Annotated in this window: 10 protein-coding genes; 8 read left to right on the forward strand and 2 right to left on the reverse strand. The window is 34.2% G+C overall.

Annotated features, from left to right (window positions below):
* The first annotated feature begins 8 nt into the window (after nucleotides 1–8).
* The 3 genes from SB689_RS05225 (at nucleotide 9) to SB689_RS05235 (ending at nucleotide 7,575) form a co-directional block, all read left to right on the forward strand.
* The gene (locus SB689_RS05225) at nucleotides 9–1,109 is read left to right on the forward strand and encodes a hypothetical protein (RefSeq protein ID WP_410691106.1); all 1,101 of its coding nucleotides are present in this window, start codon (nucleotides 9–11) and stop codon (nucleotides 1,107–1,109) included.
* An 854-nt stretch (nucleotides 1,110–1,963) separates the two neighbouring features.
* Nucleotides 1,964–7,105: a DarT ssDNA thymidine ADP-ribosyltransferase family protein gene (locus SB689_RS05230; RefSeq protein WP_410691107.1), complete on the forward strand. Its 5,142-nt coding sequence runs from the start codon at nucleotides 1,964–1,966 to the stop codon at nucleotides 7,103–7,105.
* Between the two features lie 2 nt (nucleotides 7,106–7,107).
* Nucleotides 7,108–7,575: a macro domain-containing protein gene (locus tag SB689_RS05235; RefSeq protein WP_410691108.1), complete on the forward strand. Its 468-nt coding sequence runs from the start codon at nucleotides 7,108–7,110 to the stop codon at nucleotides 7,573–7,575.
* Nucleotides 7,576–7,955: 380 nt separating this feature from the next.
* Here the strand turns inward: SB689_RS05235 and SB689_RS05240 are convergent, their stop codons facing one another.
* Nucleotides 7,956–9,236: a DUF3945 domain-containing protein gene (locus SB689_RS05240; RefSeq protein ID WP_410691109.1), complete on the reverse strand. Its 1,281-nt coding sequence runs from the start codon at nucleotides 9,234–9,236 to the stop codon at nucleotides 7,956–7,958.
* A 481-nt stretch (nucleotides 9,237–9,717) separates the two neighbouring features.
* Nucleotides 9,718–10,161, reverse strand: coding sequence for a JAB domain-containing protein (locus tag SB689_RS05245; protein WP_410691110.1), 444 nt, complete (start codon nucleotides 10,159–10,161; stop codon nucleotides 9,718–9,720).
* 972 nt (nucleotides 10,162–11,133) lie between these two features.
* On the opposite strand from SB689_RS05245, the gene SB689_RS05250 reads away from it, so the two are divergent.
* The 5 genes from SB689_RS05250 (at nucleotide 11,134) to SB689_RS05270 (ending at nucleotide 14,590) form a co-directional block, all read left to right on the forward strand.
* Nucleotides 11,134–12,054: a serine hydrolase domain-containing protein gene (locus SB689_RS05250; RefSeq protein WP_410691111.1), complete on the forward strand. Its 921-nt coding sequence runs from the start codon at nucleotides 11,134–11,136 to the stop codon at nucleotides 12,052–12,054.
* Nucleotides 12,055–12,220: 166 nt separating this feature from the next.
* Nucleotides 12,221–13,303 carry a serine hydrolase domain-containing protein gene (locus SB689_RS05255; RefSeq protein WP_410691112.1) on the forward strand — a complete coding sequence of 361 codons (1,083 nt, stop codon included), beginning with the start codon at nucleotides 12,221–12,223 and terminating at the stop codon, nucleotides 13,301–13,303.
* Entirely contained in the window at nucleotides 13,300–13,485 is a 186-nt protein-coding gene (locus SB689_RS05260; RefSeq protein ID WP_410691113.1) for a hypothetical protein, read from the forward strand. The genes SB689_RS05255 and SB689_RS05260 overlap by 4 nt, the downstream gene beginning before the upstream one ends.
* Complete coding sequence (locus tag SB689_RS05265) at nucleotides 13,452–13,682, forward strand: tetratricopeptide repeat protein (RefSeq protein WP_410691114.1); 231 nt, start codon at nucleotides 13,452–13,454, stop codon at nucleotides 13,680–13,682. The genes SB689_RS05260 and SB689_RS05265 overlap by 34 nt, the downstream gene beginning before the upstream one ends.
* Nucleotides 13,683–13,747: 65 nt before the next feature.
* The gene (locus tag SB689_RS05270; protein WP_410691115.1) at nucleotides 13,748–14,590 is read left to right on the forward strand and encodes an aspartyl protease family protein; all 843 of its coding nucleotides are present in this window, start codon (nucleotides 13,748–13,750) and stop codon (nucleotides 14,588–14,590) included.
* Nucleotides 14,591–14,631 lie beyond the last annotated feature (41 nt).

The raw sequence follows: 14,631 nt of genomic DNA on the forward strand, positions 1-14,631 counted from the left end.
TTTCAAATATGGAAAAACCAGCCGACTATTTAAGAATAAAAGTTGCTTTAGATACTCAAATATTAGCATATTTAGTTGATAACACATATCCTAGCATTACCAAATTCATCAAAAAACTATCTGAAAGTCCTTATGTCGATTTAGTTTGTTCTCGATTTGCTATTTATGAATTCATAGGCATCAGGAAACTGGAACATTATTTAAGATGCTTAGTTGAGCATACAACTAAGAATAATGGTAATCTTAATCTCAGCTCTGCTATTAAATATAAAAGTGAATTTGATGCGAATGAACTTAAGTATTTTGAAGCATATGAAAAGGTCAAGGAAAAAGTTGAAAAAGAGTTAGTTTCTATATATGATGATTTCGGTGTAGAATACGAGAAAGTTAATATTCATAATAATTTATGGAAACCTCATCAAGATTTAGTTCTTTCAACAAAAATTTCCAAGGAAGATAGTTTATTGATGCTTTCTTGCATTTTTCCAGATGTTTTACAAAGGGAAAAACATATTGTTTTACTTACAAATGATAATCAATTCCATCAGTCATTATGTGGAGGAGAAAAAGAAATAGAACTAAGTAATAAAATCTTTACAGAAAACAGTTTAGAAAGACCTCATCTTTATCATTTAAAAAAAATTAAATTAGGAAATGATGAAACTATTAATTTAACCGAAAATGATATTACTGATGAACGATTAGAAACATTCACGAAAAAATTTATTTTTGAGCATATCAAAGAAAAAAACAAGAATTATTATTTAGGTAAAATAGTCTCCTGTCCAACACCTTTAAGAGGAAAATTGATGTGTTTTGAATTGCAGACAGACAAATTAGTTGACAATATTTATATAACAGTTTTATCTGATGATTTGAATGGTGTTTACAATTATAATAATAAATTGAAAAATTTCTGGAATGTAAATGTTAATCAAATTGATAAATATCCATATATACCTGATGAGACTAAGGAAAACTCAAGAAACATCTCAGTTAAAGTTTATAAAAACGAAGAGGAAGACGTTGATTTAGATACGGAAGATTATAATAAGATTTCAAAAGTCGGAAGTTTTGTTTTCATTCATCCAGATAGTTTTATAATATAATAGTAAAAATAATTACGTCTGATGCAATGAATTTTGAATATCTTGTCAGACGTATCTATAAATATTGACTAAGGAATATATAGATGAAATAATAAATGTAGACAGGAAAATTTACTTTAATCGTCAAATTTACCCTCTCTACTAATAAATCATTTTTCTCTTCTAATTTCTATTTTCTTTTCGAGATTTGTAGATTTTTTTAACCTTAAATTCTCATTTTAGATTAAAATGGGAAACTAAAATATTATCAGTATATTGTATTTCATTAAAAGAAAATGGACTTTCTTTTATTGGGTGTTTGTTAGTTTATTGTTATAATAAAAGTTGGTTTCCGTAAAATTTTCCTGAGCTTTAAGCGCATAAAAATTCTCCAAAAAACTTTTTCTCAGCGTAGTCCTTTTTCTTTAAAGTAATTCTATTTCTGAGCAGAAGTATTTTTTTCTTCTATTTTCCCTCTTTCCCAGAGTATTTCATCGCTTCTTCCAAAATACATTTGCAGTTTTATACTTAATTTTAACTAGACGCTAAATTGGTACGTACACATCTTACCATAATACAAATAATAGAGAATTACATTTACTTGTCGAAAGATATTTTGTTCGTGTATGTTTATGTTTCTCAAAATATATGAATGTATTCCCAGAAAAGATTAATAATTTATCAAAACTATCAAATTTGCTTAAAGCCTAACTCGTAATAAGAGATACCGTATATATACGGTAATTTAAAACATATATTTTCACGAAATTTCGCTGAAAAGTTTTTTACAATCATTTTACGGAAATACGTAATTGTCTAAAACTAATTTTAAGTAATTTAGATAATAAAGCCATCAACTAATAATCGATTAATATATGTCGCTACGAACAGTAATTCACAATACATTTGAAGGAAATACAGATTATGAAAAACCCCATCAGGTCGTAAATCAAGCAAGGTCACTCAAATATTTATCCTCAGATCTTTATAGTGGAACAACACGTTTTATCTATGAGCTAATCCAAAATGCCGATGATTCCTCCATTGATGGAAATAAGGTAAGTCTAATGATAAAAATGTTCGGTGACACACTTGTCGTTGCTCATACTGGCAAACAATTCGATGAGCGTGACGTACGTGGAATTACCGGCATCGACGACGGAACAAAAAAAAATGCACTAGACAAGACAGGTTTTAAAGGTATAGGCTTTAAATCGGTCTTTGGGCAATCTGAGTATGTAACTGTATATTCCGACGGTGAATATTTCCGTTTTGATGCAAATTACATACATAATTGGAATGAAAAATGGGGAGAAAGTCAACAAAGTTGGGAGGTCCAAACAGGACAGAGTTTCGAAATGCCGTGGCAAATTATTCCTATTTATACAGAAGTCAGCGAAGTTGACACTACTATTAATGAATTTCTAAGCGCGGGTGATTGGACGGTAGCAACTATCATAAAGCTTAAGAACATAACAGAAATAAAAAAAGGAATTGCACAGTTAGCATCAAACGCCAACATGTATTTATTCCTAAAAAATATTGCTGCGCTATCATTTCAGAGTGATGCAACCACAAGCATTGAAATTATTGATAAAGAAGAAGGAAATACTGTAATTAAGGTCAACGGAGAAGAAAAAGCCAATTGGCTAAAACATACAATTACATTACCTGTTCCCGAGATAACTAAAAGAAAACTTGCTGAAGACAGAGACGTTCCAGAGAAACTTAAAGCTACATCAGTTGTGGATATTACTTTTGCTGCCAAAATTGTACTTGATAAAATTCAAAAATTAGATGCTTTGGAACGGCTTTTATATGCTTATTTACCAACTGAGGAAAAAAATTATGATATTCCGGTACTTGTCAATGCTTCATTTTACACTGTTGCTAACAGGGAAAGCCTTCATCAGGACTCCCCTTTTAACGAATGGCTTTTTGACAGCATCCCCAGTGAATTGATAAAATGGATTGCGTCAATGGTTGAGGAACAAAAATACGATGCCTACAGTATTCTACCTGAAAAGCTTCCTTTTCCTAATAATCTTGCAAATGCATACAATACAAGTCTGGTAAAAGCTTTAAAAGAGGTTCCTTTTGTGGTTAACAAACAAAATGAGCTTTTAAAAACAGACGAGACAATTATAGACTACACAAACCTATCAAATCGCTCATTTTTCGATCCTCAATTTATACGGTCCGAAATAATGGGAAATGGTATCCGGCCTACTATAGCAGCCACTCCGTTTGTTAAAGAGATTGGTTACAAAAGTAAACTAAAAAAAGCTGGAGTTATAGGTTTTACCTGGCCGCACGTAGAATTCGTTCTAAAAAACCCAGCATTTGTTGCAGAACATACGCTGGAAAATAATAAACTTCTAATTATTCACTTAAAAGAAGTAGCAGAGAATGCCGACATCAATGAACTCACTAATGAAATATTAAAATCTTGGCCTTTCATACTTAATCACAGAAATGAATTAAAATCCCCTAAAGAGGTTTTTTTTCCTGCAACTGGAGAAACTTACGAAGAAGAAACAGATCTCTCTTTTATAAATCCGGCTTTACAGGAATGGCTTGATACATTACCTGAGACTAAAACGTGGTTAGAGAACCTAGGAGTTGTAGAAAAATCCGATCTTACCTTCGTAATAAAAAGAGTTATTCCTCACATCTCTACATATATCACTACTTCAAATGCTGTAAAAGAGACAACAAGGATATTCAATCTATTTGATCAAGGAAAACTAAGTCCCGAAATTTTCAGCCAGCTCAAGAATCTAAGAATTCTAACAACAAATAACACTCTTACACCAGCAAGAAATTGTTTTCTCTCTAATAAATATAGACCCCGGCTGTCAATAGACGGTATATTGACAGAAGATATATACGTTAATAGTGTTTATGTTTCTGATGAAACTAAAATCAGGGAATGGAAGGCTTTTTTCCTGGCACTTGGCGTTAATGAAGGAATTGACACAGTCAAATACGTTGAGAGAACTGCGGTAGGAACACTGGAAAGACAAAACATAGAAAAAGCTTTTATTAATCGCAGAGAGCATACATATAACTGGTTACAAAACGATTACCACACAGAAGAGATAAAAAATCTGATTAGCTTAAATTTGCTTGAACATACCATAAATAATGGTAATTTCGCAACTATTTTTTGGAACGACGTTTTAAACAATATTTCACCATCAGTGATTTCAACGTCTGCTATCGGCTACAGTGGTAAACGATATAAACCAAGTTGGATTGATGGAAAAGACATTGAGAACTATTTAAAATGGTATGTGAAAAACATGCCTAGTATTCCTGTTAAAACAGGTGAATGCTTGTCATCAGATTATGTGATTTTAAACAATCCTGATAATGTGAAGCTTTGTGGCACTTACTTACCCGTGTTCAACGGACCTGAATTAAATGCGGACTGGCGAGAGTTTTTTAATTTTAAACAACATTTAGATCTTGATGACTACCTATTATTATTAAAAAATATCTCTCAGGATCCATCTGTTGGAAATAAAGCAAGTATCAATATTATTTACAAATATCTGCTCGATAAATGTTTATCTTGGGGAACAGAAATCAGAGAAAAAGTTCATGCTTGGGCTCTTGAAGTTGAACTTTTGGATAAAGACGGGAAATATATATCGAGCACAACACTAAAATACTATAAAGACGGTGACAATTCGATTTTCGGAGATACATATAAATTTATTTATTTGGATGCTGATGCACGAAATCATCCTGAGCTTATAACTCTATTAGAAATTCTAGGTATCGAAGTCTTAAGCCAAGACCGATTTGGCGTGGAAACATCAAGTGATATAATTAATTCTGATCTTCACGAGAGACTTAATGAAATTATCCCATTTTGGGCAAAATTGATGGAAACTGAACGACAAAGCGGTTATGAAGAAATGTTGTATGATCTTAAATATAAGTTTGATCAATTGGAATTCAAAGAGGCATCAGAAATTTTTATAGTTTATGGTGTTGATCTGCGAAAAAAAGTACACATTCATTTCGATAGAAATACACTTTATTTAACGAAGCCCTGGAAATCACCAAAATTAATGATGACACTTCCGGACAAGCTTTGCGAAATTTTCAAAGTAAAAAACTATGCCAACGAATTAAGATTTCTCCTAGGCTCATCTATTGCAGAAATTAAAGAGTATTTCGAAGAAGAAAACTTAGTCTTACCACCTGTTGCAGATATCTTGCAAATTACTGCAGTTGCGCCTGAAACTTCACAAGAACAGATAGAAGATGAAAGCACTTCTATGGAATTCGAACACGACTTTAATCACAAACCAAAGGCTGATTACCAAAAACAGTGGAATGACAGTACTTTGCGCAATGCTGAATTAATAGAAGCTTATTCAGATAATCCCAAAGAATTTCTTATTAAAGGTTTAGAGCAGTTCAATGGTTCAGCAGAGCCAATGATTTACCATTTCAGCCATCTCAATAATGCTGTGTCTATAATTAGGGAAAAAGCGATTAAGTGCAGAGGTAGTGCTGTTTTTCTGGACAGCGCAGGATCTGGAATAATTTCTCAAACGATTGATGATCGAAAAGATTTTGCGAGATTCTATTTTAGGCCTAAGACACCCACTCAATATTATATAGAAAATCTTGGGAGAGGGAACGAATCACTTGAAAAAATAGGAAGTGATCCAATCTGTCCTGTACCGGTGTTTTTTGTTATTCCGTTGAAAGAGGCATTAGAACAGGACTGGAATGTTAGTATAGGTTCATTAGCATCACCCCAAACCGAATATGGTAAAGATATCGAAATCCTTAAAAAATTTGACTTTGAGGGTGTTTATCAAAACATGCCACCTCTCAGTTGGCAGAGATTTCGAATTGCCTCTCATCAAGAGTTTTTATTAAAAGACCAGCTAGATTTATCTGATTGTAATTTCGATCTAGTTGTACAAAATGAAAGTGCGAAAGAAAGCCTTTTATCAATGCTGGGTGATTTAGCTCCCCGATATCGTTCTAAGATAAAGATTGATGAAAGTTTCTACAATGGAGATAATGCACAGATCAAAATCGATAAGAACTCTGATCAAATTAAAGCTTCCATAACAATACCCCACGATGGTACTTTTATTCTACAGCATTCAAGTACTTCAGAATGGCACTCTATTAAAAGTGCTATCAAAAGTCAATTCAACAATAATGATTGGATTACGACCTTTGGTGACAAGAATATAGTATTTCAGGGCTACCTGGAACATATTAAATATAAAATATTCTATAACTACAGAGGACGGCAATGGTTGGTTCAGACCAATACAGAAGATTATAATTTCGATCTAACGTTCTCAAGGGCAGCGCTTGACAATTGGATGAATTCTCCAGATGTTGATGTTGACGGTTTATTCTCTTCTCTAAAACTACAACCTGAGTTTTCATATTGGTTTGGAAGGTCAATTGGAGGGCCTGATGACCTTAATCTAGAACAACACACACGTGAAGTGATTAGTAATTATTTATGCTATTTTTCAGGAAAGCAAACATTCTTTCCTACTGAAAAAGAATACCTGCTATGTCTTGCGTTACATGACATAGGAAAGCCGGTTGCTGTCGAAGAGAAAAACAGGAAATTACAACATAAAAAATCACTCGAAATTTTGGACAGAAACAAAGAAATACTCCCTTTGTCTGAAAGATCTTTTGAGATAATGAAAATTGTTATTGACGCCGATCCTATTGGAAAGTTTTTAAATACTAATGAAGAGTTTTTTACAGCTGACGCCTGCGCAGAAATCAACGCAATGGGAGTTAAGTTAGAAGTTCCCCTAAGTGAATTTGTACAGTCATTATTTATTTATTATCAGTGCGATGCTGCCGGCTACCAGTCTTTGAAAAAAAGACTATTTTTGTATGGTGAAGATGAATTATTAACACTTAATAGTGATAGCTCACTTCTTTCATTCAATGATGAGTACGAGCAAAAATTCAAAAGTCTTGTTGAAGCAATAGAGTTTTTTTATTAAAAATGGAAATAATTGAATCAGGAAATATTTTCGAAAGCAACGCCCAAACCCTTGTAAATACGGTAAACTGTATCGGCGTGATGGGAAAAGGGCTTGCTCTAGAATACAAGAAGAGATATCCTTCTATGTTTTTGGAGTATCAGAGGATGTGCAGCAGAGGACTGTTGAATATAGGTAAGCTTTGGATATATAAAATGCCTAATAAATGGATTTTAAATTTTCCTACGAAATACGACTGGCGTCAGCCAAGCAATGAAATGTATTTAGAAAAAGGTCTGGAAAAATTTATGACTACATATAGGGATCGTGGAATAATGTCCATTGCATTCCCATTATTAGGCTCATCAAATGGAGGATTAGCTCCGGAGGTTTCTCTAAAAATAATGCAAGAATACCTACAGCATTGTACTATTCCTATTTCAATTTATCTATCTTATAAACCAATTAGAAGCGAAATTTTCGAAATTTAAAAGTCAAAATTTACATGTAATATTAATATATTAAACCTGATATAGTAAACCATAATTAATTATTCAAATGACCAAGTACATTAAATTCTCAAAAATTGTACTAATTATGATCATTGACTTCTCGCAACCTTTTTTCAAAAACATAGAAGAGCCTAGTCTGGCAATGTTTTTGAAATGGGGTTGCTCCAAACTCCGCAAAAATGCGTTTCCGACCACAAGGAGGAATTGCATTTTTGCCGCCCGATTTTCACCATTCATTCACTTTTTAAAACTCAAACAAAGCAACCTGCAAAGTCAATAGACCTTGCAGGTTACTAAAAAAATTATATCAATTTACTTACTCCCTTCTTCCAGAGTCCACAAACATCTTCACGACTCTCCTATTTCTTCTTCGGATTCTTAAAAGAAAACACAATTCTCCCTATCGTCTTATCAAAACTCATATATCCCTGATACTCCTTCCCTTTTCTGCTTTCTAAGCCCTTGATATAAGCCACATCCCCTGCCTTCAGCTTATCCATCTGCCATCTTCGAAGCTTTACACCTCTAAAATGTGAAGGAACTCCCCTTTGATAATGATGTACTCCGCTAAAACCAGAACTTTTAAACTTATTATCAAACAAAAACTCCATCCACTGTCTATCTGTATTGAACTGAACCATAGCAGAGAAAAGCTTCCCTTTCTTCGACAACATATTTTCAATAAACAAAGCTTTCCCATCACATAGCACCTGTTTCTGCTCCGAATCCAATCTCACACCGCAAAGCACATTAGGAATCCGTACAAATTCCATCCTCAAAGAAATCAGCTCATTGGTCAGCCTGTCCAAACTTATCAATGAAGGAATTATCTCGCCTGTAACTGTATCGATAAGATCCACCACTCTCCCCATATTCCCTGAATTCAAAAGATTGACCCTATCCTCTTTCGTAAACTTATGACCCTTAAACTTCTTTCTGAAATCCACTTTCTTAGAAACCCGATGCACCTTAACGACCAATTCTCCATCATCATCGATCCGTAACTGCAACCGTGCATCAATTTGATTTACCGTTTTCCCATCATTAAAAAGTATCGGAATTAACATCGGTGTTTTATAGCCTTTCAAGAGAGCATCCAACGCACCGATTTCTTCCAACTTTTCCCTGTCAAGACCCAATTCAGCCATCGTGTCCCACGGAACATCCTCGATCTGATAGCGGTATTGAGAACTACTATTACTAGTAACTGACCCGTTATTACAACCCTTCTTCAAAGCAGAAGTCTCCTTTTCATTGGTTTTCTTATTTCTGATCGCATTGATCGCTTCAATAGACACTTCAACCACTTTCAGATCTTGTCTCTCAACCTCTGATAAACAATCAATGTACTCCTGTAAATCGATGGCTGTATCGTGCGCCTCGAATTCCCTCACCTTAAAAAATGAATATCCAGAGGGATCTTTCAGCTGATGGTAAAAATCTGAATAGAAGTCCGTAAAAGAATACTCCGAAGAATCGATCCGCATGATTGTATCTACCTTATTACGGTCAGGCGGAACGTCTCTAAGATTTCCGGATGGATTGACCGATTGTACAATGCCGACAGAATTGTTACGGTGACGAAGTACCAATAAAGTACTCACCTCTGAAATTGCCGTGTGATTTCCGATGTTGTTCATGATGTTGATTTTATTAGGTATTTTAATTATTCTTATTGTTTTTAATAGGTACTATATTACCAAATGCTACCCCAGAGAAGCTTTCAAGCTTTGCCATATTTTCAAAAGTTCCTCCTGAGAAACTCTAAAATTTCGGGTCTTCATTAATTGTCTTGTTGCGTTATTTTAAGATGTATTGTTCTTCTAAAAACTCCTCATGAAGGACCCGAAAATATTGGTATTCACTATTCATAGCATTGCCTTATTTTAATATGTATTGTTGTATTAGAGCTGCTCTGAGAGACCTAAAATATTGGTCTTCACTATTCATAGAGTTGCCCTATTTTAATATGCATTGTTGTAATAAAAGCTCCTCTGAGAGATCTTAAAATTTTGGGTCTCCAATATTCATTTCGTTGCATTACATCAAGTCGCTACCTTTAAATCAATACTGATACAAACAACCATTCTTAAAAGACCCGAAAATTTCGACTGCCCTTTCTCAGATTATTCCATCATCCGCAAATGAATAATGAGAATCCGAAGTCAGGATCACATGATCCAGCAAATTCATACTCAGAATCTTTGCAGCCTCCTTGATCTGTGCGGTCATTTTAATATCATAACCGGATGGTTTCAGATTTCCCGAAGGATGATTGTGGGCAACAATGATCCCCGAAGCATTGCAAAGAAGAGCCGCCTGCATAATAATTCTCACATCCACTAAGGTTGAAGAAATACCGCATTCCGATATTTTCTTGATTCCCAAAACCTTGTTCGCCTGATTCAGATACAGCGCAAAGAATGATTCCCTGTAATCCATTTCTTCCGCATCAAAATGCGCCCTAAAAACATCCACCGCATCCAATGAAGATGAGATCGACCTTTCACAATTTCCTTTTCTTGAGTAGCTCAATTTAATTTCGTTGACAATATTGAATTTCATATTTCCTGCTCCGAGTACGGCGGAGACCTGTTTTTCCCGCACTTACATTTAAAAACCTATGATTGCAGATTGAAGGAAACGTTGACTTTTTTCTATTCTCTATCTGAGTCTATCATCTGATGACTTGGATTATAATCGAGTCTGACCAATCGATTTATAATAACTTTAGCCTAATTGGTTTATTAAAGAATCTGATCATTCGATTTATAAAAGAATCTGATCAATTGATTTATAACAACATCTAATGAGATGATTTTTACCAAGGGAATAATAAGGATCAAATTTCAATGAACTGCGATTGCATCTTGTGAGGTTTCTGACTTTTTCTATGCAGATCACCATTCAGGCAGGCACAAGGAAAACTGTAATCAATTCCTTGAAGACAATAAGAAAGAACATTGATGGAAGCTAGAAATGTTTTTGCGGAGGGTTTGGAATCTCCGATTCCGGATACCCAAAAAGATTTTTTTCAGCCGTGACCACGGAATATATTTGCTATAGAAAATCAGAAAAACCTCCTATGGAATTAGGATCGTTGAAATATGATCTGCTTATTATATATCATTGAATATGAAAAAATGCTATGAGAGATGCATATGAAATACCGCTGTCTGAGGAATCAAATATTATGTAAAAAATTGATTGGAACTCTTTTAAAAATTTTTATAGAAACCCAAAACCTTCAAAATAAGAACAACAGGTAAAACGGTATTACCAAAAATAAGATAAATTGTTTCAATTGAACATTAAATACTTCTACTAACAACACAAAATAAATTTATTCACTACTTTGTATTGCATAGTATTTAAAAATAAACATATCTTTGCATAGAAAGTTATCTCAATTTCAACAAGCATAAATATGTACAAATGAAACATTATAAAAAACTAATCTCAATTTTTGCGATTTTCTTACTTTCCTTACACAGCTTATCTGCCCAAACAGACAAGATAAATCAAATTGACTCTCTTATGAAACGGTCACATCAAGCTGGTTTATTTAATGGAAATGTGCTTGTATCAAAAAATAATAAAATAATTTATAGTGCTTCTTTCGGATTTACCGATGCTGCAAAAACTAAAAAATTAACGACTGATTACAAATTCAATATTGGCTCTATCACTAAAGAATTCAGTGCCGTAGCATTACTACAGATGCAAGAAAAAGGCAAATTAAAATTAGACGACAAGGTATCTAAATTTATTCCCGAATTACCCAAATGGGCCAATGATGTTCGCATCAAGGATCTGCTACAATATACAAGCGGAATCCCTAACGTCAACTGGAAAAAGATTAGAAATGACAAAGACCTTTTTGATGGTTTAATGCTCATTGACACGCTTGATTTTAAACCTGGCACCAACTACGACTATAATAACAATAACATTTTTCTGAGGCAGTTCATTGTTGAAAGATTAACAGGAATGCCTTATAAAAAGTACGCAGAAAAATTCATATTCAAACCTTGTAAAATGAATTCTTCAATTCTGACTCCATTTGAAAATGAAGAAAATATTGCCCGTGGATTTAACAATGATTTAGTTCCAGACAAAGCTGACCTGCCCATAACCGGAGGAACGTATTTAACAACGGTAGATCTTTTAAAGTGGACAGATTATCTTCATAAAAATAAAATAATTAGTTCAAAATCTGTTGATGAGCTCGGACAGCAATTTGGTTTACCGGAAACTCAGTCAGCACTGGGACAAGCAACATATAGAAATGAAAAGTTATTATCGCATTCACACGATGGAAGAGCCGGAAATTATGAAGCGATCTTAGTTTCTGATCTTGATGAACAGTTCACCATCATCTTATTAGGCAATAACCACAATGGAAAAATTTTCGATATATCAGATGCCCTTTCAGCCATATTGAAAGATCAGAAATAAAGCTTTCCTAAAATATAATAATAAAATGATACTTCATAAATCTATGTGTGCCTGCCAATGCAGTTTTTAATCATCATTTCAAATTAATGATCGGAATATTTATACTTCATTTTCTATCTTTGACATCTTTAAATTTTAGTAATAACCGTAAAAAACTCAACTTAATATGATCCCAATTTTAAAAATTCCGCTAGCCTTCATTTTATTATTTTCCTGCACCATCTCCGTTTTCTCCCAGACAGACAGCATTGATGTATTCATACAAAATCAAATGCAGAAACGTAAAATTCCGGGATTGGAGCTAGCCATTGTAAGACAAGGTAAAATTATAAAAACAGGATATTATGGATTGGCCAATATTCAGGATTCCATTGCAGTAACTGATAAATCTGTGTTTACCATTAACTCCATTACCAAAGCATTCGTTGGTGTTTCCATTTTGCAATTGGTAGAAGAAGGAAAGGTAAAACTAAATACGCCAATTTCAGAATACCTAACGGATATTCCGGAAACTTGGAAATCGGTCAAAGTCCAGCAATTGTTGTCTCATACATCCGGAATTCCTGACCTTGTAGATGAAGAGGAAGCGGTTATGATTGCTGATAATTTTGATGAAGCTCTGAAAAAGGTCATTGCCATGCCCAACGACTACAAAGCTGGTGAAGAATTCAGATACAACCAGACCAATTATTATTTGCTTGGTCTGATCATCAATAAGCTGAGTGGAATGACGTTCCAGGAATTCATTGCCAAAGGGCAATTGCAAAAAGTAGGTATAGAAAAAACCATTAGATCCGGTTTCGGAGCCACAAAAGAATTGGTTCCCAATGCAGCTAACAGCTACCAGTTTTCCAAAGGTAAACTCAACAATATGTTCTTCTCCTTCCCTGCTCCATTACAAACAGCTGCAGGAATGAGCTCCACAGCCAATGAATTCGCAAAATGGATCATCGCATTACAGAATATGGAATTACTAAAGCAAAAATCCAGTTTGGAAGCATTGTGGAAACCCGACTTATTGAACAATGGCAAAACAGGTGGATTCAGCAGACTTCTCAACGGTTACGCGGCTGGCTGGCCAACTGTAGACAGAGCAGAACACCCTGCCTTGGCACCCGTTGGCGGAGGAAGATCAGCTGTATTTGTGTATCCTAAAGATAACCTTTCCATTATCGTACTGACCAATTTATCCGGTGGAACTCCTGATGTTTTCATAGATGAACTGGCTGGATTATTATCCCGGATATGAAAGAAGCCAATGGTTTCGGAATGTCGCCTTCAGCAAAATCTTTGAAAGTCGTTTTAGATAAAAAAGGATATAAAAATGCCATTGAAACAGCCAAGAAATTAAAATTAAAAAATAGGGATTTCACTTTAACAGAAAACGAAGTAAATATATGGGGATACAAATTGATTTCTCAAAAAAGCTGAAAGATGCTTTGGAATTATTTAAATTGAACGCTTCGCTGTATCCTTCAAGCGCCAATACCTATGATAGCTTAGGAGAAACTTACGCTGAACTGGAAGAATTTGAACCGGCCATCAAGAATTATGAAAAAGCTTTACAACTAAATCCTCAGAATAAAAATGCGGAAGAAATCATCAAAAAATTGAGATCAAAGCTTTAACCATTGAACAAAAAATTACGCCCAACATTCTATCCTGCAGTTTATCACAACTATAAAAATCAATCATGAAAAGATCAATATTCACAACCAGCATTTTTCTTATATTTTTAATATTTTCTTTAAAAACAAAAGCACAAATCCCCTTTGAACTCAATAGTAATGGACACATTATCATCAAGGCAAAGATCAACAATGTGGAAGGAAAATTCATTCTTGATACCGGAGCGGGTCTCAATGCAATATTTACAAAATTTTCCAATAAAATTAAAAATAAAAAGACCAACAATTTTTTTGTCGGACACAGAGCGACCGGTGAAGAATTGAACGTAGACCTCTATAACGCCAAAAGTATGGAAATCAACGGTAAACAATTTCGTGATCAGCAATACACGATTGTAGATCTGGAATTTGGAGACATTGACGGGATGATCTCATTGCAGCCCTTCAGAAATACATCTGTCACGATTGACTATAACACCAAAAAAATCTTTTTCGACAGATCTACAAAAGGCCAAAAAAACATTGATATCCAAATAGCAGATTATGCAGGGAAAGCGATCGATATTTTTGCTTACGTCGACTTGAATGACACTCTGAAGATCCAGACTTTACTGGACAGTGGCGCCGGAAAAAATTCCTTTTGGTTCAGTTCCAAGTTAATGGAAGCTTTGGCTTTGAAAAAAGCAGATTTTAAAGCAGTTCCTGTCAAAAGCGATTTCAAAAAAGAAAATAATTACTATATCGGAAAACTTTCGAAAATAAATACCACTAATAAACTATGCAAAGTAGAAAACTTAGACGCTGCATTTGTTGATGGACTGATCTATGAAGGCAAGACCAGTATTGATTGGCTGGGTAATGTCTTGACCATTGATATTGCCAAGAAGAAAATATTTATTGCTGATTAAAAGTTTCCAGTACTGCGATATTGAAAGATTGAAAATCTTGA

It is taken from the genome of Chryseobacterium sp. SIMBA_038, from assembly GCF_046535115.1.
In the GTDB taxonomy this organism is placed as follows: domain Bacteria; phylum Bacteroidota; class Bacteroidia; order Flavobacteriales; family Weeksellaceae; genus Chryseobacterium.